The 20516-nt window shown below is 67.1% G+C and carries 22 protein-coding genes and 1 pseudogene; 13 read left to right on the forward strand and 10 right to left on the reverse strand.

The genetic code is table 11. The features are described 5' to 3' along the window. Positions 1 to 142: 142 nt before the first annotated feature. A pseudogene (locus AB0H61_RS38455) lies at positions 143 to 294 on the forward strand (class I SAM-dependent methyltransferase); the annotation flags it as partial. Positions 295 to 689: 395 nt separating this feature from the next. On the opposite strand, the gene AB0H61_RS38460 reads toward AB0H61_RS38455, so the two are convergent. The 4 genes from AB0H61_RS38460 to AB0H61_RS38475 form a co-directional block, all read right to left on the reverse strand. Then, a complete protein-coding gene (locus tag AB0H61_RS38460; protein ID WP_357313714.1) occupies positions 690 to 1091 on the reverse strand; it encodes a PaaI family thioesterase in 402 nt (133 codons plus the stop codon). Beyond that, on the reverse strand, positions 1081 to 2346 hold the full coding sequence (locus AB0H61_RS38465; protein WP_357313717.1) for an MFS transporter: 1266 nt from the start codon (positions 2344 to 2346) through the stop codon (positions 1081 to 1083). The genes AB0H61_RS38460 and AB0H61_RS38465 overlap by 11 nt, the downstream gene beginning before the upstream one ends. A gap of 103 nt (positions 2347 to 2449) precedes the next feature. Next, positions 2450 to 3199: an SDR family oxidoreductase gene (locus tag AB0H61_RS38470; RefSeq protein WP_357313719.1), complete on the reverse strand. Its 750-nt coding sequence runs from the start codon at positions 3197 to 3199 to the stop codon at positions 2450 to 2452. Positions 3200 to 3242: 43 nt separating this feature from the next. Then, entirely contained in the window at positions 3243 to 3614 is a 372-nt protein-coding gene (locus AB0H61_RS38475) for a hypothetical protein (RefSeq protein ID WP_357313721.1), read from the reverse strand. 306 nt (positions 3615 to 3920) lie between these two features. Between AB0H61_RS38475 and AB0H61_RS38480 the strand changes: the two genes are divergently transcribed. The 4 genes from AB0H61_RS38480 (at position 3921) to AB0H61_RS38495 (ending at position 7266) form a co-directional block, all read left to right on the forward strand. Beyond that, positions 3921 to 4337 carry a Rieske (2Fe-2S) protein gene (locus AB0H61_RS38480; RefSeq protein ID WP_357313723.1) on the forward strand — a complete coding sequence of 139 codons (417 nt, stop codon included), beginning with the start codon at positions 3921 to 3923 and terminating at the stop codon, positions 4335 to 4337. Positions 4338 to 4502: 165 nt separating this feature from the next. Then, positions 4503 to 5693, forward strand: a complete 1191-nt coding sequence (locus tag AB0H61_RS38485; RefSeq protein ID WP_357313725.1) for an N-acetylmuramoyl-L-alanine amidase — start codon at positions 4503 to 4505, stop codon at positions 5691 to 5693. Between the two features lie 128 nt (positions 5694 to 5821). After that, positions 5822 to 6853, forward strand: coding sequence for a CobW family GTP-binding protein (locus tag AB0H61_RS38490; protein ID WP_357313728.1), 1032 nt, complete (start codon positions 5822 to 5824; stop codon positions 6851 to 6853). Positions 6854 to 7074: 221 nt separating this feature from the next. Beyond that, on the forward strand, positions 7075 to 7266 hold the full coding sequence (locus AB0H61_RS38495; RefSeq protein ID WP_357313731.1) for a hypothetical protein: 192 nt from the start codon (positions 7075 to 7077) through the stop codon (positions 7264 to 7266). Positions 7267 to 7307: 41 nt separating this feature from the next. Here the strand turns inward: AB0H61_RS38495 and AB0H61_RS38500 are convergent, their stop codons facing one another. The 4 genes from AB0H61_RS38500 to glp all read right to left on the reverse strand — a co-directional run bounded on the left by AB0H61_RS38500 (position 7308) and on the right by glp (position 11171). Next, positions 7308 to 8315, reverse strand: coding sequence for an AraC family transcriptional regulator ligand-binding domain-containing protein (locus tag AB0H61_RS38500; RefSeq protein WP_357313734.1), 1008 nt, complete (start codon positions 8313 to 8315; stop codon positions 7308 to 7310). A 92-nt stretch (positions 8316 to 8407) separates the two neighbouring features. Beyond that, positions 8408 to 8848, reverse strand: coding sequence for a molybdenum cofactor biosynthesis protein MoaE (locus AB0H61_RS38505; RefSeq protein ID WP_357313736.1), 441 nt, complete (start codon positions 8846 to 8848; stop codon positions 8408 to 8410). Then, on the reverse strand, positions 8835 to 9902 hold the full coding sequence (gene moaCB, locus AB0H61_RS38510) for a bifunctional molybdenum cofactor biosynthesis protein MoaC/MoaB (RefSeq protein WP_357313739.1): 1068 nt from the start codon (positions 9900 to 9902) through the stop codon (positions 8835 to 8837). The genes AB0H61_RS38505 and moaCB overlap by 14 nt, the downstream gene beginning before the upstream one ends. A 63-nt stretch (positions 9903 to 9965) precedes the next feature. Then, positions 9966 to 11171: a gephyrin-like molybdotransferase Glp gene (glp, locus tag AB0H61_RS38515; protein WP_357313741.1), complete on the reverse strand. Its 1206-nt coding sequence runs from the start codon at positions 11169 to 11171 to the stop codon at positions 9966 to 9968. A gap of 156 nt (positions 11172 to 11327) precedes the next feature. Here glp and moaA point away from each other — a divergent pair, with 156 nt between their 5' ends. From moaA to AB0H61_RS38535, 4 genes are all read left to right on the forward strand, one after another. Beyond that, on the forward strand, positions 11328 to 12386 hold the full coding sequence (moaA, locus tag AB0H61_RS38520; RefSeq protein WP_357313744.1) for a GTP 3',8-cyclase MoaA: 1059 nt from the start codon (positions 11328 to 11330) through the stop codon (positions 12384 to 12386). After that, positions 12379 to 12621, forward strand: coding sequence for a MoaD/ThiS family protein (locus tag AB0H61_RS38525; protein WP_357313747.1), 243 nt, complete (start codon positions 12379 to 12381; stop codon positions 12619 to 12621). The genes moaA and AB0H61_RS38525 overlap by 8 nt, the downstream gene beginning before the upstream one ends. Positions 12622 to 12746: 125 nt before the next feature. Continuing rightward, complete coding sequence (locus tag AB0H61_RS38530; RefSeq protein WP_357313750.1) at positions 12747 to 13460, forward strand: YciI family protein; 714 nt, start codon at positions 12747 to 12749, stop codon at positions 13458 to 13460. A gap of 8 nt (positions 13461 to 13468) precedes the next feature. Beyond that, positions 13469 to 14722: a sigma-70 family RNA polymerase sigma factor gene (locus tag AB0H61_RS38535; RefSeq protein WP_357313766.1), complete on the forward strand. Its 1254-nt coding sequence runs from the start codon at positions 13469 to 13471 to the stop codon at positions 14720 to 14722. A gap of 39 nt (positions 14723 to 14761) precedes the next feature. Here AB0H61_RS38535 and nadE read toward each other — a convergent pair whose 3' ends face one another. Next, positions 14762 to 15628 carry an ammonia-dependent NAD(+) synthetase gene (gene nadE, locus AB0H61_RS38540; RefSeq protein WP_357313752.1) on the reverse strand — a complete coding sequence of 289 codons (867 nt, stop codon included), beginning with the start codon at positions 15626 to 15628 and terminating at the stop codon, positions 14762 to 14764. A gap of 6 nt (positions 15629 to 15634) precedes the next feature. Then, a complete protein-coding gene (locus AB0H61_RS38545) occupies positions 15635 to 16252 on the reverse strand; it encodes a helix-turn-helix domain-containing protein (RefSeq protein WP_357313769.1) in 618 nt (205 codons plus the stop codon). 147 nt (positions 16253 to 16399) lie between these two features. On the opposite strand from AB0H61_RS38545, the gene AB0H61_RS38550 reads away from it, so the two are divergent. From AB0H61_RS38550 to nrdE, 4 genes are all read left to right on the forward strand, one after another. Continuing rightward, entirely contained in the window at positions 16400 to 16969 is a 570-nt protein-coding gene (locus AB0H61_RS38550; protein WP_357313755.1) for an NAD(P)H-dependent oxidoreductase, read from the forward strand. Between the two features lie 550 nt (positions 16970 to 17519). Further along, positions 17520 to 17753, forward strand: a complete 234-nt coding sequence (locus tag AB0H61_RS38555) for a redoxin NrdH (RefSeq protein WP_357313758.1) — start codon at positions 17520 to 17522, stop codon at positions 17751 to 17753. Positions 17754 to 17803: 50 nt separating this feature from the next. Further along, positions 17804 to 18265, forward strand: a complete 462-nt coding sequence (gene nrdI, locus AB0H61_RS38560) for a class Ib ribonucleoside-diphosphate reductase assembly flavoprotein NrdI (RefSeq protein ID WP_357313761.1) — start codon at positions 17804 to 17806, stop codon at positions 18263 to 18265. Between the two features lie 26 nt (positions 18266 to 18291). Next, positions 18292 to 20409, forward strand: a complete 2118-nt coding sequence (gene nrdE / locus AB0H61_RS38565) for a class 1b ribonucleoside-diphosphate reductase subunit alpha (RefSeq protein WP_357313764.1) — start codon at positions 18292 to 18294, stop codon at positions 20407 to 20409. Positions 20410 to 20516: the final 107 nt, after the last annotated feature.

Genomic DNA, 20516 nt, shown 5'->3' on the forward strand with positions numbered 1-20516 from the left:
AGCAAAAACACACCACGCACGACCAGCGGGACGCGGGCAAAACCGGATGAGGCAACGACTCACCATTCCCGGGCATCTTGACGTGAGGCAATAGGGAATGAATTGCAGGCCCGCCCCAAAGCTGCGTGTACTTCGAACATGCGAGACGACGCTGGAACAGGCCCAGCGCGCCAAGATCGATCTGGCGCTCGGCAAGCTCGGACTCGAGCCGGGCTGCTGCTACTCGACATCGGATGCTGTTGGGGCGCAACGATGTTCCGGGCGGCGCAGCGCTACGGTGCGCGGGTAGTCGGAACCGAGTCGCAATCGGGACGCGCACTGGCCGCCGAGATCGATCGTACGATCACAGGCCACACACTCAACGACCTGCGGCGCGTGAATATTCCGGTGACCCGCGGGGATGCGCTGTTCCACATCTTCATCAGCGGGAGATCTTCCCGGGCGGGCAGTTACCGCAGGCCCGGAAGCGACCAGATCGGCCGGTCGGGACGGGTTCGATGCCGAGCGGATCCAGTCGCAACAACCGCACTATGCCCGGACCCTCGATCACTGGGCCCGGGCACTGGTGGCGAATCAGGCTCACCTCGGAGGAGATGTGCACCCGCTATCTGAAGTACCTCACCGGCTCGGCCGAGCACTTCAACAGTGGGTGTATGTCGACGTCATGCAGTTCACCCTGGCCGAGTAGATCAGAGCACGGCCTGGGTCTGGGTTACCTTCGCGACGAGTTTGTCTGCGTCATCGTGGATTTCGGTCTCGACCACGATGAAGGAGCGGCCCGCGTGCAGTGGCCGCGACGACGCGATCGCATGACCGGATCGCACGCCCCGGATGAAGTTGGTCTTCGATTCCACCGTGGTGGTGCCCTGCTTGCCCTCGGGCAGATTCAGGAACGCGCAGACCGCCCCCGTCGCGTCCGCCAGTGACATCAGCACGCCACCGTGCAGCACGCCGCCGAGCGTGCACAGCGATTCGTCCCAGGCCAGCCGACTGCGGACCAGCTTCGGTCCCTGCTCGAGCACCTCGACGCCGAGTCGCTCGGTGAACGGCATGCTCTGGTGGAACATTTCGGTCCCGGTCTCATCGATCATCAGCCGATCCTGCCCGATCCGTCGGCGCCGGGCGATTACCCCGCGGGTAATGGTCGAGGGTCCGGCCGGACCCGATATGCGCCGCGACCGTCAGGACCGCCAGTCCCGAGACCGACCCGCCCAATACCAGGACGGTGCTCGGCGACGTGCGATCCACCGCGACGCCACCGAGCAGCGCCCCGAACGAGATTGTCGCCTGGAAAGACGCGGTGAACAGTACCGATGCGGCCTCCGGGGCGGCGGGGGCGGCCCTGGCGAACCAGGCCTGCGTCGAGACCGGTACGGCACCGTAACCGACACCCCAGACCAGCAGCAGCACCAGCGCACCCACATCCCAACGGCCGAGTAGCGGCAACAGCAGCATCGCGGCGGCCGATAGCGCCACGGCCGTCGTCGTGGTCGATCGCGGATGATCCCTGACCGCCGACCCACCGAGGAAATTGCCGAGAACACCCGCGCCGCCATAGGCGAGCAGCAGCAGGGTGACGGCGGCGGGGCCGACATGTGTGACCTGCTCGAGGAATGGCGTCACGTACGTGTACGCCCCGAAATGCGCCAGTACCACCAGGAAGGTCAGCAGCAGCGCGATCCGCGTGGGGGTGCCGCGCACCAGATCGCGCACCAGATCGCGCAGCACGCCGACGCGGGTGACCTGCCGCGCTGGCAGCGGCGGCAGGACGAGGATCAGTAGCGCCAGTACCCCCGCGGTCAGCACACCGATCGTCGCGAAGGTTGTTCGCCAGCCGACCAGCCCGCCGAGGAAGGTGCCCGCGGGCACGCCGAATACCGAACCCAGGGGCACCGAGGAGAAGATCACCGTGTTGGCGCGGCCCACCGATTCCGGGGCCACCAGTCGCTCGGCCAGCCCCGCCGCGATCGACCAGAAGCCGCCGACGGTGATGCCGACCAGCACCCGGGAAAGCAGCACCATCCAATAGCAGGGCGCGGCCGCCATCAGCGCGTTCGCGAGCATCAGCAGGAATATCAGAAGACAGAGCATGCGCCGTCGATCGATGCGTGCCGTCGCGACGGTCACCACCGGTGCGGCCACCGCGGCGACCAGCCCGGGCATCGTCATCATCAGTCCGGCCATGCCATCGGTGATGGTGAAATCGTCGGCGATGGAGGTGAGCAGGCCGATCGGCAGGATCTCGGTGGTGACGATGGTGAAGATGCCGATCGTCACGGAAAGGACGGCGAGTCCGCCGGCGCCGCGACGGGCGGGGGTCGGGGGAGCGCTGAGAACTGTGGACACCACAACAGTTCAGCAACGAATACCGTTGCGCTCCGGCGGTTTTCCGACGCCACCGGCGGAGGTGGATGGCCGGAAATCGCCGCTGTGCGGTGCGGTCGCTGGATCAGCCCATTCGAGCGACGACCGCGCGGGGGAGCCGGGGCAGCAGTACGTCGATGAGGCGCCACGGCCACGCGGGTACACACGCCCGGATCCGCTCTTTCTCGATCGCGTGCACCATGGCCGCGACCCCCTGCTCCAGCGGCGCCACCATCTTGGCGTCGCCCGCTTTGGCCGCCATATCGGTGGCGATGAACCCGGGTAGCAGGGTGGTGACGGCGATCGGCGACTTCGCCAGCTCGATCGTGAGCGCCTCACCCAACGCGGCGAGCCCGGCCTTACTCGCCGAGTACGCGGCCTTCTTTCCCGGCAGTCCGCGGACGGCGCTCATGGAGGATACGAGCACCAGATGTCCGGAGTCCTGTGCCCGGAAGATTTCCATCGCGGCCTCGACCTGGGCCAGCGCGCTGACGAAGTTGGTGGTGGCGGTGGCGAGATTGGCATCCGCCCGTCCGCTGCCGATGACGGCGCCCTTCCCGATGCCCGCATTGACGATCACCCGGTCCAGCCCGCCGAGTTCTTTGTGCAGTTCGCCGAACACCAGCGGCACCGCGGCATGATCATCGACATCGAGCGCGCGCACCGCGACCGTGATCCCCGGATACGCGGCGGTCAACTCCGCCCGCAGGCTCTCCAGCGCATCCAGTCGCCGCGCGCACAGCGCCAGGTCGCGGCCCTTGCCCGCGAAGTCCCGGGCCATGGCCGCGCCGAGTCCGGCGCTGGCACCGGTGATCAGAATCTTCGTCCTCGTCATGCCGCCGACCATAGCGGCTGTTGAACGTGAGTCAATAGGTCCGTCAGCCGCCCCACGAACCGGTGGGCGGCGGTCGCGGCACCATGCGCCACGTACCGCAGTTCTGCGTCTTGAACGCGAGGTCGGTTCCCTTGATCTCGGCCCGCACCGGATGTGTCCTGGTGAAATCGTTGCCGATGATGTAGTGCTGATTGGTGTTGTCGCCCTCGACCTTCCACAGTCGCCGGTAATCGCAGCCGTAGGTCGGGTCCGGCGTGCCGGTGGCCTCCCACCAGCCGGGGTAGATGTCGACGCCCACCAGGTATAGGCCGTCGCCGGGCATGGTCGTCGCGGGGGCGGCCGCCGCGGTTCCGGCTCCCAACAGGGTCACCGTGGACGCCATGGCCCCGGCGATTACGAGCGTGCCTGCACGCATGGCGCTGTTCTCCTCGAATCGTGCTCTCTAATCCTGGGTCGGCCGCTTCTGGGCAGCTGACCAGCGGAGATCCCCGAATCTCCGAGGCAAAGATCTATCAGAACAGTCATGTTCTCGCGGCACTTCGAGAGATTTTCATCACAATGCACAGGAGTATCAGGGATAGGCGAGTGTCGTGCGGCGTGATCGGGCCGGATTCGCGGGTGCGGAACGCGCCGCGATCGCGGCGTGCTCCCGTGCGAGGCCGATCGGCGCGGCCACTACCGTGATCAGCGTTGGTGCCCGCGCAGATTCTGGAGTTACCCGATGACATTCGACCGACCCACCGGCGCCCAGGGCCGCCTCGATCGGCGGACCGCGCTTGCCGGCGCCGGCGCGGCCGCGGCCGCCGTCACCCTGGCGGCCTGCGGTTCCGCCAAGTCCACGCCCGCGCGGAAGGAGCCGGGTGTCGAGGTCGTCAAGGCGGCCGATGTGCCGGTGGGCGGTGCGGTGATCGCGGGCGACACCGTGGTCACCCAGCCGGTCGCCGGTTCGTTCCAGGGCTTTTCCGCGGCCTGCACCCATCTGGGTTGCACGGTGTCCAAGGTGGATCGCGGCCGGATCATCTGTCGCTGCCATGGCAGCGCCTTCGGGCTGGACGGCACCGTCGCCACCGGGCCTGCCGAACGGCCGCTCGACCCGCGTCCGATCCGGGTCGACGGCGACCGCATTGTGACCGCCTGACCGGGCGAATGCCGCCTGAGCAGGGGCGATGCCACGCTTGGTGAAGATAACAGTTCGGTAACGCACCTTGCTTTGCTGATGCGCGCGTTGCAAGAGTGAACCACTGGGTTTGGTGTTACTAGTGGGAAGGGAGGGGTGCTCCGTTCCGGGGCACCGACACCGCACATGAAGCCAAGCATCATCAAGGCCGGTATCTGCTCTGCCGTGACGGCGGCGGTAGTGGTGACAGTTTCCGGACTGGTTCCGGTCACCGCACTCGCCGACCCGGCATCGCCGGAGATGGCCAATAGGCTCGTCGGTAAGACGATATTCCTCGACCCCGGTCATCAGGGGCCGAATCACACCGAAGAACTGTCGAGACAGGTGAGCAATGGTCGCGGCGGTCTCAAAGACTGCCAGACCACCGGCATGACCTCCATGAACGGCGTGCCGGAACACACCATCAACTGGAATGTGGCCCAGCTGATCAAGACCTCGCTGGAAAGCCTGGGCGCCCGGGTGGTGTTGAGCCGCCAGGACGACACCGGCTGGGGCGGCTGCATCGACGATCGGGCGCGCGCCGCGAACGAATCCGGCGCCGCCGTCGCGGTCAGCATCCACGCCGACAGCGCACCGCCGCAGGCGCGCGGGTTCCACCTGATCGTGCCGCAGCTACCGATTCCGAACGCCGTAGCCGATCAGGCGCAATCCGGCGCGGGCCTCGCGGCGACGAAATCGGTGCGGGACGCGTACCTGCAAGCGGGCATTCCGTCCGCGAACTATGCGGGTGTCCAGGATGGGTTGCAGACCCGTGCCGATGTGGCGGGTCCGGCGCTGACCACGGTCCCCAATGTCTTCGTGGAGATGGGCAACGGCGCGAATGCCGAGGACGCCGCGCTACTGGAGACCCCGGACGGCCAGCTGAAGCACGCCCTCGCGATCACCACCGGTCTGGTGAGCTATCTGCTAGGCAGTACGCCCGCCGCGGCACCCGGATCGACGGGTTCGGCGACGGATCGCCCGGCCGCCGCGCCCGCGGAGACCGTGCCCGCGCAGAATGTACCCGCACCGAACGTGCCGCAGGCCGCACCCAACGGTTCGGTCCCGCAGTATCAGGCGGCGCCCGGCACCCCGGGGAGCCGGACGGCACCCGGTACGACCCCCGGCATCGAGATGGCGCCGAGTACCCCGGGAAGTCAAACCGCGCCCGGTAGCCAGTCCACGCCGAGTACCGGAATCGGCGGTCTCGTCGGCACCGTCATACAGTTGCTGCTTCCGCTGGCGAGGACACTCGGTATGGACAACTCCGTGGTCACTTCGGAATTGATCAACCTGGCCTACACGCTGGCGAGCGCCCTGCTCGGTCCGAGCAAGTAGATCCGCTCCCGGAGCCGGACGCCGCGAATGCGTCCGGCTCCGTTGTGTCGCGGGACCTCACCCGCGGACGCGTCCGGCCGTCGATTCGGCATGTAACCACCTTCGCGCCGCCGACTATCGTGGTCCGGGTGACCGAGCGGATTCCTGTTCTGATCGTGGCCGGGTTTCTCGGATCCGGGAAGACGACGCTGCTCAACCACCTGCTCCGCAATAATCGCGGCACCCGGATCGGTGTGGTGGTCAACGACTTCGGGGCCGTCAATATCGATGCCATGCTGGTCGCCGGGCAGGTGGACGCGACGGTATCGCTGAGCAACGGCTGCGTCTGTTGCGCGGTGGACGTCAGCGAACTCGACGATTTGTTCACCCGATTGGCGCAGCCGCGGGCCCGCATCGACGTGATCGTGGTAGAAGCCAGCGGCCTGGCCGAGCCGCGCAACCTGATCCGGATGGTGATCGGCAGCGATAACCCGCGAATTCGGTACGGCGGGCTGGTCGAGGTGGTGGATGCCGAACAGTTCCCGGCGAGCCGGGACCGACATCCCGAGTTGGCGACACATCTGCGGCTCGCGGATCTGGTGGTGGTCAACAAGGCGGACCGCGTGCCGGGGGCCGAGCTGGACCGGCTGCGCGGTGAGATTTCCGAGGTGGTCGGGCAGGTTCCGGTCTACGCGACCACGCACGGGCGCATCGATCCCGGGCTCCTGTTCGACGAACCACTACGCGAAACGTCCACCGTGGCGGAGCAGTTGAGCTTCGACGAACTGCTGGCCGAGCACGACCACGACCACGCCGACCATCGGCACCTGCACGACGACTACACCACCGTGTCCTTTACCAGCGAACGGGATCTGGATCCGCGCCGTCTCGTCGGTTTCTTGGAGGATCCGCCGACCGGCCTGTTCCGCGCCAAGGGCATCGCCGCCTTCGGTGTCGCCGAGGAACGGCGCAAGTTCGTATTCCATATGGTCGGCCGCCACCTCGTCTTCGAGCCGAACAGTTGGCGCCGAGGGGAGTCGCGCGCCAGCAGTCTGGTCCTGATCGGCGCGGGGCTGGAACGGGAGACCGCGCTCGAACGGTTGCGCGATACCGTCCACACCGCCGAGGATCCGCTGGATCCGCAAGCGATGCTCGGGATCTGGCGCTACACACCACACTGACCGCTACACGCCACACCGACGCACCGTCCGCCCGGCAGTTTGGCGCGTTCGGTCCGAATCTGGCGCGTTCGGTGCTTTGCGTATCGCGCAACGCATACGAGACTGACAGCAGGCCCGCCGCGTCGGCGTCCGCGCACCGAAGCGAACCGTCGCGTGACGTGCCTGGTCGGGGCCCAAGAACCGTGATCGCCGTTCAGTTTTGCGACCGATTGGAGAGTTCCGTGTCCGAAACCTGTGAGAGCGCCACCGCATATGTGATAGCGGCGCTCGAGGCCAAGGGAACAGCGACGCGCGACGACTTCGACGTGCCCGCGATCGTCGCGGCCACCCGCGATATCGCGGACAGCTGGGATTTCCGGTCGATCGAAGACACCACGTTCTGGCGGATCGCGGCCACCTTCCTGCGCGTCTGATGGCGGTCGTGGACCACCGGTCCGACGCAGGCCGCGGCGGGTCAGTCGAACCGTTCGGCGCGGCGCCCGTGATCGGCCATGGTCCAGCGCCGCGATGCGCGACGCATGGAGCCCGCATCCGAGTAGCCGAGCAACTGCGCCTGTCTGGCGCGACTCAGCGGGCCGGTGGCCGTGGCCTGACGCAGCCGGGCGTCACGCGCCCGATCCAACTCTTTGCGCCACGTGGTGCCCGCCTCCATCAGCCTGCGTTGCAGGGTGCGCGGACTGGTGGCCAGCCTGCGGGCCACGCGATCGAGCGAAGCCTCACCGGCGTCGAACGCGTCGGCCAAGGCGTCGGCGACCCGCTGCGGCCAGGCGGTGGCCAATGGCGGTGGCGGCGGGAGCGCCTCGGCCAGTGGACGCAGAATGGCGGCCAGTACCGGATCTCTGGTGGTCAGGGGCAGATCCATATCCTCGGCGCGGAATGTCATCGAATCCACCGGAGCGTCGAATTCGATCGCGGTGGTGCCGAATACCTCGACGAAGGTATCCCACCTGGCCGGCGCCTGCTGGCGCAGCGAAACCCGCAGCGGCACCAGGGGCTCGGCGACGACCCGGCGCGCCCGGCTGAGCACCGCGGACAGGCCCCAGAGCTGAGTCAGATCGCGCCCGCGCCCCTCGCCGTCGATCATCTCGAGGTAGAGCGTGGTCTCGTGCTCGTTCTCGGCGACCAGGTCGAATCGGTGGTTGGTGGTGACCGCGGCGACATACGGTCCGCAGGTCGCCAGCCCCGCCCCGAGTGTCGGCGCGGTGGAGAACAGATAGTCGTAGAGGCCGAGACTGGACAGTTCGTAGCGCCGTGCCACCTGGAGCGCGACATCCGGATCGCCGAGGCCGTGCTCGCCGAGTTCCCACAGGCGGGAGAAGGTCTGCGACGGCAGGTGCATTTCCTCACCCGCCATGGTCCATTCGGGTAGCCCGATATCCCGGATCAGCTGATCCCGATCCAGCCCTGCCGCGCTGAGCTGGGATATCACAAAACGATGCAGCAATACCTGGTCGGTTCCCACGCGTCCTCCTGCCGCACAACCGGATGAAGACTTTGGGCGTGAAGGCTATCCCGACGCTATTGATTCGTCATTGGAATCACGTCACGACATGATTAATGACCGCAGGCGTTGACCCATTCGGAGAGTCCGTCCGCGAATAACTGGCGCTTCCAGATCGGCACCTCGTGTTTGATCCGGTCCACCAATTCCGCGCAGATGGTGAATGCCTCGGCGCGATGCGGGGCCGCGACCGCGACCACGATGGCGAGATCGCCGATGGTCAACGAGCCGACGCGATGGACCGCGGCGACCGGCAGGCCCGAGGATGTGGCCAGCTCGGCACAGCATTTGTGCAGGAAGCGACCGGCTTCGGGGTGTGCGGTGTATTCCAGGGCGGATACCGCCTGCCCCTCATCGTGATTGCGGACCTTGCCGGTGAAGACGACGACAGCGCCGTGCTCGGGGCCGGTGACGGCGGCCTCGACCTCGGTGGGATTCAGCGGCTGGTCGCTGATGCGGGCGACGCGCACCAGGGCGTCCTCACGGGTTGTCATGATTGCCGCCTCCGGCTACTTGCGCGAGCAGATGATCGAGAAGTGGTTCCAGGACGGCGATACCGTCCTTGACGCCGCCAGGGGACCCCGGCAGGTTGACGACGACCGAGGGACCGACCAGCCCCGCGACCCCGCGGCTCAGCACGGCGAGCGGGAATTTCGCGGCGCCGCGCTGCCGGATCGCCTCGGCGACACCGGGGAGTTCGCGGTCCAGCACGGCCAGGGTGGCCTCCGGGGTGGCATCGGTGGGGGAGGCGCCGGTGCCACCGGTGGTGACGACCAGCGACGGAGCCAGATGCAGCGCGTCGGCCAGGCCGATGGCGATATCGGCATCGGCGTAGACGAGCGGTCCGCGCACCGAGAAACCCAGTCCGGCAAGCCATTTCACCAGCACCGGGCCGGTCGTGTCGACGCGGGTGCCCGCCGCCGCGCCGGTCGACGCGACAACCACCGCCGCGGTCCGCATCGGCGCGTCGTCCGATACGTCGCCGGTCGTTTCATCTGCCGCCGTCGCGATGGAATTCGGTCGTGTGGCCGCGGATTCGGATTCGGTCTTGTCCTCCGGCAGGCGAACGGTGGTGTCGCCGGAGCGCTCCCAATGTCCGTGCTTCCCGCCCTCTTTGGTGAGCAGCCGCACACCGTTGAGGGTCGCGGCGGGGTCGACGGCCTTCACCATGTCGTGCAGGGTGAGCCCGGCGACCGCGACCGCGGTCAGCGCCTCCATCTCGACGCCGGTGGGACCCTTCGTCTTGGCGCTCGCCTCGATGGTGATGGTGGTGTCGGTGAAACCGAACTCGACCTTCACCGAGGACAACGCCAGCTGGTGGCACAGCGGGATGAGTTCGGAGGTCTTCTTCGCGCCCGCGATACCCGCGATGCGCGCGGTCGAGAGAACGTCGGCCTTGGGCATATCGTCGGCGCGGACCAGCGCCACCACCTCGGCGGTGGTTTGCAGCTCACCTGCGGCGACGGCGATCCGGGTGGTGTCGGACTTCGCGCTCACATCGACCATGCGGGCCCGGCCCTCCCGGTCGACATGCGACAACTCACTCATACCTTCCACCCTGGCACAGCCCGGCCGATCATCGTGAAACGCCCGGGTCCGGCCGCGATGGCCTCACAGCGAACGCACCGATATCGTCGACCCCGCGGGCAGCTCCGTGGTGTCGGCCGGGATATCGATCAGCACATCCGCCCACGCCATCCCCGCCACCAGATGCGACCCGGGCCCCGAAACGGACTCGACCCCCGACCCGGTGACCCGTCCGCGTAGGAATTGGCGGCGCCCGGCGGGCGAGCGCACCGGCTCCAGCAGCGGTAACTCGCGGGTGGGCACCGGCGGCAGCCCGCCGAGCCGGCGCAGCGTCGGTCGCGCGAATACCTCGAACGACACCATGGTGCTCACCGGATTCCCGGGGAAGCTCAGCACCGGCACTCCGTCGACGACCGTCAGCCCCTGCGGCCCGCCGGGTTGCACCGCGACCGAACCGAACACTCCACCCAGCGGTGCGAGTACGTCCTTGACCACTTCGAAATCGCCCTTGGAGACCCCGCCGGAGGTGAACACCAGATCGGCGGACGCGGTTGCCGCGGTGAGCAATCCGCGGAAGACCTCGGGGTCGTCGGTGCTGTGCCGGACCGAGACGACCGTCACGCCGTTCGCGCGCAGCGCGGCGGCGAGCGCGATGCCGTTGGAGTTGTAGACCTGACCGGGGCGCAGGGCAGTTCCGGCGGGCACGAGTTCGTCGCCGGTCGTGATGACCGCCGCCCGCACCGGTTCGAAGACCGGCACCTCGGCCAGCCCGACCGCCGCCAGCGCCGCGATATGCCGGGGCGTGAGGCTGACGCCCGCGGGCACCAGCAGGTCGCCGGTGCGCACGTCGGTCCCCGGCTCCCGGACGAATTCGCCTGCCGTGCGGCCGCGTTCGATGATCACCGTGGTGCCGTCGGTCCGGGTGTCCTCCACCGGCACCACGCAGTCGGCGCCGGGCGGAATGGGCGCGCCGGTCATTACCTTCATCGCGGCGCCCCGCGGTAGCGGCGCCTCGCCGGGATTGCCTGCGGCCACCATCCCCGCCAGCGGCAACGTCACCGGCGCCACCACCACGGATGCGGCGCGCACCGCGTAGCCGTCCATGGCGGAGTTGCGGAACACCGGCAGCTCGACCGGCGACCGGACGTCCTCGGCCAGCTGTCTGTCCAGCGCGTCCGGTACCGGCACCGTCTCGACCCGTCGCGCCGCCAAGGGCCGCAGCAACTGTTCGATGGTGTCGCGGTATTCGTCGACGGACCGGGCCGAGGTGCGGGCGGGCCGAGAGTTCATGCGAGAAAGCCTATCGCTCGCCCGTTGCTCCACCGCCTCGGTTGTTCCGCCGAGCGCAACTCACCGCTTGACGTGCTCGTTCGTGAGATCGTCCAGACCTCCGACGGATCCGGCTCCGCCCGCCGCGCCACCAATATGGGTGGTCATAATGGAAGGGTGACGTTGGTCGAGATGGGTATACCCGCCGTGCGATCAGGGCGGCCCGCCCTCGACGGACGACCCGACACGCCCTTCCTGGTGGATCGGTTCGGGCGAGTGGCGCGGGACCTGCGGGTTTCCATCACGGAGAAGTGCTCGCTGCGCTGTACCTATTGCATGCCGGAAGAGGGTTTGCCCCCGATTCCCCGGGACGAGTTGCTGACCGTCGACGAGATCGTCCGGCTGGTCGTCCTCGCCGTGCGGGAACTCGGTGTGCACGAGGTGCGGTTCACCGGCGGTGAGCCGCTGATGCGTCGCGATCTGGAACAGATCATCGCGGGCTGTCACGCCCGGGTGCCCGCTGTTCCGCTGTCCATGACCACCAACGGGGTCGGCCTGCAACATCGTGTCCGCGGACTGGCCGACGCCGGGCTGAGCCGGGTGAACGTCTCACTGGACACCGTCGACCGGCTCGGATTCGCCCGCCTGACCCGGCGCGACCGGTTGGAATCGGTTTTCGCGGGCATCAGGGCCGCGCGCGCCGCCGGTCTGGCGCCGATCAAGGTGAACGCGGTACTGATGCGCGAAACTCTGGCGGGCGCACCGGATCTGCTGCGCTGGTGCCTGGACGAGGGCTGCGAACTGCGTTTCATCGAGGAGATGCCGCTCGACGCCGATCACGAATGGGCGCGCGCCAATATGGTGACCGCGGCCGAACTCCTCGACGTATTGGGCTCCCGCTTCGCCCTCACCGAGGCGGGCCGCTCGGACCCCTCGGCTCCCGCCGAGAAGTGGCTCGTCGACGGCGGCCCCGCCTCGGTCGGCATCATCGCCACCGTCACCCGCAAATTCTGTGACAGCTGCGATCGGACCCGTCTCACCGCCGACGGCATGCTGCGTTCGTGCCTGTTCAGCGACGAGGAATTCGATATTCGGCAGGCGCTGCGCTCGGGCGCGGACGACGACGAGCTGGCCACCATCTGGCGCGGCGCCATGTGGAACAAGTGGGCCGGCCACGGCATCGACGCCGCCAACTTCGTCCCCCCGGAACGCACGATGGGAGCCATCGGTGGTTGAGATCCGCTACTTCGCCGCCATCGCCGATGCCGTCGGCAAGGAGGCCGAGACCCTCGACCTCCCGACCGGTGCCACCATCGCCGACCTGCGGATCACCCTCGCCACCACCTACGGGCCCGACCTCGACAAGATGCTCGGTGTCTGCGCCTATCTGGTCGGCGACGAACTCACCCGGGACCCGGCGATGACGCTCACCCCGCGCGTGGACGTCCTGCCGCCCTTCGCGGGGGGATAGCCGATGGTGCGGAGCAAGGCCGCCTGCTCGGTCATCCTCTGATCGATGTAGAGATTGCCACGGCGCGTTCGTCGTCCTAGTAGGAAGGGGTACTGAGCCCTTTCGATTCGAGGAAGGATGACGACATGTACTACCTGGCGACATTGGTGGGACGCGGAGACGGTCCGGAAGTCGACCCGGAGAGTCCGGAGTTCGGTGCCGAGGTGGCACGGTATGCGGCCTTCGATGAGTTGGCGGGCGCCGCCATCGCGGGCGGTGCCGCGCTGTTTCCGGCGGCGACCGCGCAAACCGTGCGGCGCGACGCGGGCACGGTGCTGGTGACCGACGGGCCGTTCACCGAGCAGGCCGAAGTGGTCGGCGGTTTCTACATATTCGACTGCGCCGACCTCGACGAAGTGATCCACCTGGCGCGGCGGCTTCCGGCGGCCGAAACCGGCACGGTCGAGCTGCGGCCGATGGTCATGTACACGCCGCATGTGACGCCGGGCGCGGACTGGTGGGCCGCCCTGCTCTGGGCCGCGCCCGACGCGGTGATCGCGCCGGAGACGCCGGAATGGGAGGCCGCGGTGGCCGAACATCAGCGGTTCGGTGAGAAGTTCGGCGCGGCCATCCGGGGCGGTGGGGCGCTGATGCCGCCCTCCTCGGCTACCACGGTGCGGGTGCGTGAGGGAGAACTACTGCTCACCGACGGGCCGTTCACCGAGTTCGCAGAGGTGGTCGACGGGCTGTACCTGTTCGCGGCACCTGATCGGGCGGCGGCGGCCGAGATCGCGGCCCAGATCCCGCTCGCCGAGCGCGGCCACACCGAGGTGCGCCGGATAGTCGAAATCCCCGACTGATGGTGGTCATGGACCCGGCCGAGTCGATCGACGGTATCTACCGCGCCGAATTCGGCCGGGCCCTCGCCACGGTCGCCCGGATGGTCGGCGAGATCGAGACGGCCGAGGACGCGGTGCAGGAAGCCTTTGCCGACGCGTTGCGCACCTGGCCCGAACGCGGTGTGCCATCGAATCCGGGCGCCTGGATCACCACCGCCGCCCGTCATCGCGCGCTGGACCGGTTGCGGCGCGAGTCGGCCCGAACGCGCAAGGAACAGGACGCTTTCCGGCTCGACGGCGACGACCGGACGAGCGAGGAGACCGAGATGGCGCCGGTGCCCGACGATCAGCTCCGGATGATCTTCACCTGTTGCCACCCCGCGCTGTCGGCCGAGTCGCAGGTCGCGTTGACGCTGCGGCTGGTCTGCGGGCTGCGCACCGCGGAAATCGCCAGGGCCTTTCTGCAACCGGAACATACGGTGGCGCAACGCCTTACCCGCGCCAAGGCGAAGATCCGCCAAGCCAGGATTCCGCTGCGGGTGCCACCCGCGCATCTGCTCCCCGAACGCGTCCCCGGCGTATTGGCCTGTGTCTACCTGGTCTTCAGTGAGGGCTACTTCGCCAGCTCGGGGCCGTTCGCGGTGCGGGACGAACTGTGCGACGAGGCAATTCGCCTCGGCAGGCTGCTGTGCGCACTACTGCCCGACGAACCCGAGGCACGGGCACTGCTCGCCCTGATGCTGCTCAACGACAGTCGGCGTGCCCAGCGCCGCACTCCCGACGGTGCACTGGTGCCACTGGAGGAACAGGACCGCACCCAATGGAATCGGACCGCGATCGACGCGGGCCTGCGCTGCCTGATCTCCGCCGCGGCCGACGGTGGTACCGGCCCCTATCTGGCGCAGGCGCGGATCGCGGGTGCGCACGCCGTCGCCCCGAGTTGGGGGCATACCGATTGGCGAGCCATCGTTGCGGCCTATGACGAGCTCCTGCGCCACACCGACTCCCCGGTGGTGCGGGTGAACCGGGCAATCGCCGTTGGTTTCCTGGACGGTCCCGACGCGGGCCTGGCCGCCCTCGACGAGATCGCGGAGCACCCCCGCCTGGCCGGCTCCCACGTGATTCCCGCTACCCGCGCCGATCTGCTTCGCCGCGCGGGCCGCCACCGGGAATCGATCGCCGAATACCGCCGAGCGCTCGACCTGGTCACCAATGATCAAGTCCGCCGGTTCCTCGAGCGCCGCACCTCCGAGGCGGAGACCGCGGTCGAACCCGACCGGTGAGATCCGGCGGCGGCGAACGGCCGCGCTATCGCCGCCGGTTCAACGCCACCAGGTGTCGAGCGGGGTCACCGGAACCGTGCGCTTGTGGCGGGTGTTGTGGAAGATGGTTTCCACCTTCTCGGCGACCTCGGCGGTGACGTCCTTGCCCTCCAGGTAATCGTCGATCTCGCTGTAGCGCAGCCCGAGTGCCTCCTCGTCGGGCAGTGCGGGCCGATCGTCTTCCAGATCGGCGGTCGGCACCTTGGACCAGATGCTGGCCGGGGCGCCGAGTTCCTGCAGCAGCGCCGAGCCCTGCCGCTTGGTCAGTCCGGTCAGCGGGGTGAGGTCGACGCCGCCGTCGCCGTACTTGGTGAAGAATCCGGTGACCGCTTCCGCCGCGTGGTCGGTGCCGACGACCAGCAGGTTCTCCTGGCCCGCGAGGGCGTACTGGATCACCATGCGCTCGCGCGCCTTGATATTGCCGCGCACGAAGTCGCGCAGCTTATCCACCTTCAGCGCCGAGGCCGCCTCGGCCGCAACCGCATTGGCGCTGGGGCGCACATTGACCACCACCGAGCGATCGGGCTTGATGAACGACATCGCGATCCGGGCATCGGCCTCGTCGGCCTGCACCCCGTAGGGCAGCCGGACAGCGACGAAGGTCGCGTCGGTGCCGTCCGCGCGCAGTTCCTCGACCGCGAGCTGGCACAGCCGCCCGGTGAGCGCGCTGTCCTGTCCGCCGCTGATGCCGAGTACGAAACCCCTCGCGGGTGTGGCGCGCAGATAGTCCGTGAGGAAATCGATGCGCCGACGCACCTCGACCTTCGGTTCGATGCTCGGCTGGACGCCCAGTTCGGAGATTATCTGTTCACGCACATCGGGGGACGGCAGCCGGCGGAGCCGGTGGGGTGGGTTAGCGCTTGCCATGGCAGCTCACTCTACTGGCGTGCGCGGTATCACGACTCGTCTGATGAATGCTTCCCAGTTGTCACCGATTTGCTCGCGGGTGTAGCCGAGAACGCGCATCTGATGTATCACCAGGGGAGCGGCGAGCAGCGCCAGCAGCCCGTCCGCGAGCAGTGGCAGCTCCCCGCCTACGTCGGCTTGCCGCAGCAGCATCGCGACGTGTGCCTTCAGCAGGTTGTACGGCGCACTCGCATAGCGATCGCCCGCTTCGCCGATCTCCGCGGCACGACGCAATTCGCCCTCGACCTCGATATCGAGCAGCCGGGCGCGCCCGAAGGCGACGAGCCGTTCTACCGGGGGCGCGCCGGGGCCGAGCGGCGGCGGCCCGAAGATGAACGCCTCCTGATTTTTGCGATCGGAATGGTCGAGCAGGGCGCGCATCAGTCCGGAGCGATTGCCGAAACGGCGGAAGACGGTGCCTTTCCCTACGCCGGCCCGCTTGGCGACTTCGTCCATCGTCAGTCCCTCGACACCCTGTTCGCGCACGAGCTGCTGGGCCGCGTCCAGCAGCAATCGCCGGTTGCGGGCCGCGTCGGCGCGCTCGGTGGGCTCGGTTGTGCCGGGCAGCGGCGCGCCGACGCGCAGCAGTGGGCGCTCGCGCGCCGGGCCGTCCGGTGGGGGTGTGCTGTAGGTCACTGGCCTCTCAGGCCTTCCTGGGAATGAAATCGGACTGCGGTCCGGTTAGTGCAGGGTGAAGGTTCGGATACCACATTCAGTACACCAGGAGACGTCATGACTCAGACCCGCATCCTCGCTCTCGTCGGTAGCCTGCGCGCCGCGTCCGTCAATCGGAAGCTTGCCGAGGCCGCGGTGCAGACCGCCCCGGACGGGGTCGAGGTCACCATCTACGAAGGTCTCGCCGATATCCCCTTCTACAACGAAGATCTGGACGTCCCCGGTTCGGCACCCGCCGCCGCCCAGGCGCTGCGCGACGCCGTCGCCGCCGCCGACGGTGTGCTGCTGGTGACCCCGGAGTACAACGGCACCACCTCCGCGGTGCTGAAGAACGCCATCGACTGGGCCTCGCGCCCGTACGGCGTGGGCGCGCTGCAGGATCGTCCGGTCGCGGTGCTGAGTGGTTCGATCAGCCCGAATGCCGCCAAGTGGGCGCACGGCGACGTGGTCAGGGCGCTCGGTGTCGCCGGTGCGCGGGTGGTGGAGAACGCGCACCTGCACTTCGCGACCATCGGTGAGCGCTTCGCCGATACGCATCCGAAGGACGACGCCGAGGCGCTGACCCAGCTCGCGGGCGCGGTCAACGATCTCGTCGAGGCCGCCCGCGGCGAACTGGTGTCCGCCTGAGTCGCGGGTGACGCTCCGGTCACCGGGCCGGTTCAGGGGCCGCTGCCGTTTCGAGGGGGAATGGCAGCGGCCCCTTGTTGTGGGTGTTCCGCGGTAGTGCACATGGGGAAGACGGTGCGGCCGTGATGGGTGTGACATGTGTGTCAGAAGAGTTTGCTGGGAGGGCGCTACGGTACCTGATTGTGATCTGCGCCACGCTCGTGTCGGGTTGCGAATCGACTGTCCTGGTACTTACCGCTTCGGAATTTCATCTTTGTGACTCGCAACATGTCGTGTTGGATGAATCTGTCGGCCACTAGGTGTAGTGTCTTGCGTACTGGAAGACGGTACGGAGCCACTGTATGAACGACCTCGGCCCCGCGGGGCTGAGCAGGGATTTCGAGACCGGATCCAGGAGTTTGCGCAGCGTACGTCGGACCATGCACTGCATACGGATCACAGGCTGTGGATCGGGCATGCGGTGTGAGCTCAAGGCCCCGGAGGCGGCAGCCTGCGTAGCCACGGAGGGCCTCGCGAACACCGCGGATACGACAGAGGAGAGAGGGACTCAATGACCATCACCGTGTACACCAAGCCCGCTTGCGTTCAGTGCAATGCCACCTACAAGGCGCTGGACAAGGCCGGGGTGGACTACGAAGTCATCGATATCTCCGAGAACGACGAGGCGCGTGACTACGTCATGGCCCTCGGTTATCTGCAGGCTCCGGTCGTCGTCGCCGGTGAGGACCACTGGTCCGGCTTCCGGCCCGATCGCATCAAGTCGCTCGCGGCCGTGGCGGCCTGACGGGCGCCACCGAAACGGTTCATCCGATGGGGGAGGGGAGGTAGTGGGCAATGTCCGACTCGGCAGCGCTGGTCTACTTCTCCAGCGCCTCGGAGAACACGCATCGTTTCGTCGAGAAGCTGGGTCTCCCGGCGACTCGCATACCACTGCACACCGCTGATTCGCTGCGCATCGACGAACCCTACGTGCTGATCGTTCCCACCTACGGGGGCGGTCGGCACGTTCTGGGGGGTAATAGATCCGATAAGGACTTCGTGCCGCGGCAGGTCGCCAAGTTCCTCAACGATCCGCACAACCGCGCGCTGCTGCGCGGGGTCGTCGCGGCGGGCAACACGAACTTCGGCGATACCTATTGCTATGCGGGGGAGGTGATCTCGCGCAAATGCGGGGTGCCGTATTTGTATCGCTTCGAACTCATGGGAACCGCTGAGGACGTCGAACGCGTCCGAGAGGGATTGGGATTGTTTTGGCAACAGCAACGACAGCACCGACCGGAAAAACGGCTCGCTTAGAGCAGCCCCCGGTCCGCACTGCGGAGATGGGTGAGGTACTCGACTACCACGCCCTCAACGCGATGCTGAACCTGTACGGCCCGAACGGCGAGATCCAGTTCGACAAGGACCGCGAGGCGGCGCACCAGTACTTCCTACAGCACGTCAACCAGAACACCGTCTTCTTCCACAATCTGGAGGAGAAGCTGGACTACCTGGTCGACGAAAACTACTACGAGGCAGAGGTTCTCGAGCAGTACGGCCGCCCGTTCATCAAGGGCCTGTTCAAGCAGGCGTACGCCAAGAAGTTCCGGTTCCCGACCTTCCTCGGTGCGTTCAAGTACTACACCTCGTACACGCTGAAGACCTTCGACGGTAAGCGCTACCTGGAGCGGTTCGAGGACCGCGTCGTCATGGTCGCGCTGACGCTGGCCGCCGGTGACGAGGCGCTGGCGACCAAGCTGGTGGACGAGATCATCGACGGGCGTTTCCAGCCCGCAACCCCGACCTTCCTCAACTCGGGCAAGAAGCAGCGCGGCGAGCCGGTCTCCTGCTTCCTGCTGCGCATCGAGGACAATATGGAGTCCATCGGGCGCTCCATCAACTCCGCGCTGCAGCTGTCCAAGCGCGGCGGCGGTGTCGCCCTGCTGCTCAGCAATATTCGCGAGCACGGCGCCCCGATCAAGAAGATCGAGAACCAGAGCTCGGGTGTCATCCCGATCATGAAGCTGCTGGAGGACTCGTTCTCCTACGCCAACCAGCTGGGTGCGCGCCAGGGCGCGGGCGCGGTGTACCTGCACGCGCACCACCCGGATATCTACCGGTTCCTCGATACCAAGCGCGAGAACGCGGACGAGAAGATCCGCATCAAGACCCTCTCGCTCGGTGTGGTGATCCCGGACATCACCTTCGAGTTGGCGCGCAAGAACGAGGATATGTACCTCTTCTCGCCGTACGACGTGGAACGCATCTACGGCAAGCCGTTCGCCGATATCGATGTCACCGAGAAGTACTACGAAATGGTCGACGACAAGCGCATCCGCAAGTCGAAGATCAAGGCGCGCGAGTTCTTCCAGACCATCGCCGAACTGCAGTTCGAGTCAGGCTACCCGTACATCATGTTCGAGGACACGGTGAACCGGGCCAACCCCATCGCGGGCAAGATCACCCACTCCAACCTCTGCTCGGAGATCCTGCAGGTTTCCACGCCGTCGGAATTCAACGACGACCTGTCCTACGCCAAGGTGGGTAAGGACATTTCGTGCAACCTGGGTTCGCTGAACATCGCCAAGACGATGGATTCCCCGGACTTCGCGCAGACCATCGAGGTGGCGATCCGGGCGCTGACCGCCGTCTCGGATCAGACCCACATCTACTCGGTGCCGTCGATCGAACAGGGCAACAATCAGTCCCACGCGATCGGCCTCGGTCAGATGAACCTGCACGGATATCTGGCTCGCGAGCGCGTGCACTACGGGTCCGACGAGGGCATCGACTTCACCAATATCTACTTCTACACCGTTGTCTACCACGCGATTCGGGCGTCGAACCAGATCGCGAAGGAGCGCGGCAGCTACTTCGGCGGCTTCCCGGAATCGAAGTACGCCAGCGGTGAGTACTTCGACAAGTACACCGATCAGACGTGGGAGCCGAAGACCGAACGGGTCGCCCAGCTCTTCGCCGACGCGGGTGTGCACATCCCGACCCAGGACGATTGGCGTGAGCTGAAGGCCTCGGTCATGGAGTACGGCATCTACAACCAGAACCTGCAGGCGGTGCCGCCGACCGGCTCGATCTCCTACATCAACCACTCCACCAGCTCGATTCACCCGGTGGCGTCGAAGATCGAGATCCGCAAGGAAGGCAAGATCGGCCGCGTCTACTATCCGGCGCCGTACCTCGACAACGACAACCTCGAGTACTACACCGACGCCTACGAAATCGGCTACGAGAAGATCATCGACACCTACGCCGCGGCCACCCAGCACGTGGACCAGGGCCTATCGCTGACCCTGTTCTTCAAGGACACCGCCACCACCCGCGACCTGAACCGCGCCCAGATCTACGCCTGGCGCAAGGGCATCAAAACCCTCTACTACATCCGTCTGCGTCAGATGGCGCTGGAGGGCACCGAAGTCGAGGGTTGCGTCAGCTGCATGCTGTAGTCGACCGGGAAGCGGGGGGGGGCGGGGGATGAGATGGGGGCCGGGGGATAAATGGGGGGAGAGGGGGTGATTTAGGGAACCCCACAAAATAAAAAAAAACAAAAATG

The organism is Nocardia sp. NPDC050710 (assembly GCF_040654375.1).
GTDB lineage: Bacteria > Actinomycetota > Actinomycetes > Mycobacteriales > Mycobacteriaceae > Nocardia.

Excerpts from the sequence above, each read along its gene's own strand:
- AB0H61_RS38460 (WP_357313714.1), bottom strand. The coding sequence starts at position 1,091 with ATGATCGATGAGACCGGGACCGAAATGTTCCACCAGAGCATGCCGTTC.
- AB0H61_RS38470 (WP_357313719.1), bottom strand. The coding sequence starts at position 3,199 with ATGACGAGGACGAAGATTCTGATCACCGGTGCCAGCGCCGGACTCGGC.
- AB0H61_RS38475 (WP_357313721.1), bottom strand. The coding sequence starts at position 3,614 with ATGCGTGCAGGCACGCTCGTAATCGCCGGGGCCATGGCGTCCACGGTG.
- AB0H61_RS38480 (WP_357313723.1), top strand. The coding sequence starts at position 3,921 with ATGACATTCGACCGACCCACCGGCGCCCAGGGCCGCCTCGATCGGCGG.
- AB0H61_RS38485 (WP_357313725.1), top strand. The coding sequence starts at position 4,503 with ATGAAGCCAAGCATCATCAAGGCCGGTATCTGCTCTGCCGTGACGGCG.
- AB0H61_RS38505 (WP_357313736.1), bottom strand. The coding sequence starts at position 8,848 with ATGACAACCCGTGAGGACGCCCTGGTGCGCGTCGCCCGCATCAGCGAC.
- moaCB (WP_357313739.1), bottom strand. The coding sequence starts at position 9,902 with ATGAGTGAGTTGTCGCATGTCGACCGGGAGGGCCGGGCCCGCATGGTC.
- glp (WP_357313741.1), bottom strand. The coding sequence starts at position 11,171 with ATGAACTCTCGGCCCGCCCGCACCTCGGCCCGGTCCGTCGACGAATAC.
- AB0H61_RS38530 (WP_357313750.1), top strand. The coding sequence starts at position 12,747 with ATGTACTACCTGGCGACATTGGTGGGACGCGGAGACGGTCCGGAAGTC.
- AB0H61_RS38535 (WP_357313766.1), top strand. The coding sequence starts at position 13,469 with ATGGACCCGGCCGAGTCGATCGACGGTATCTACCGCGCCGAATTCGGC.
- nadE (WP_357313752.1), bottom strand. The coding sequence starts at position 15,628 with ATGGCAAGCGCTAACCCACCCCACCGGCTCCGCCGGCTGCCGTCCCCC.
- AB0H61_RS38550 (WP_357313755.1), top strand. The coding sequence starts at position 16,400 with ATGACTCAGACCCGCATCCTCGCTCTCGTCGGTAGCCTGCGCGCCGCG.
- AB0H61_RS38555 (WP_357313758.1), top strand. The coding sequence starts at position 17,520 with ATGACCATCACCGTGTACACCAAGCCCGCTTGCGTTCAGTGCAATGCC.
- nrdI (WP_357313761.1), top strand. The coding sequence starts at position 17,804 with ATGTCCGACTCGGCAGCGCTGGTCTACTTCTCCAGCGCCTCGGAGAAC.
- nrdE (WP_357313764.1), top strand. The coding sequence starts at position 18,292 with ATGGGTGAGGTACTCGACTACCACGCCCTCAACGCGATGCTGAACCTG.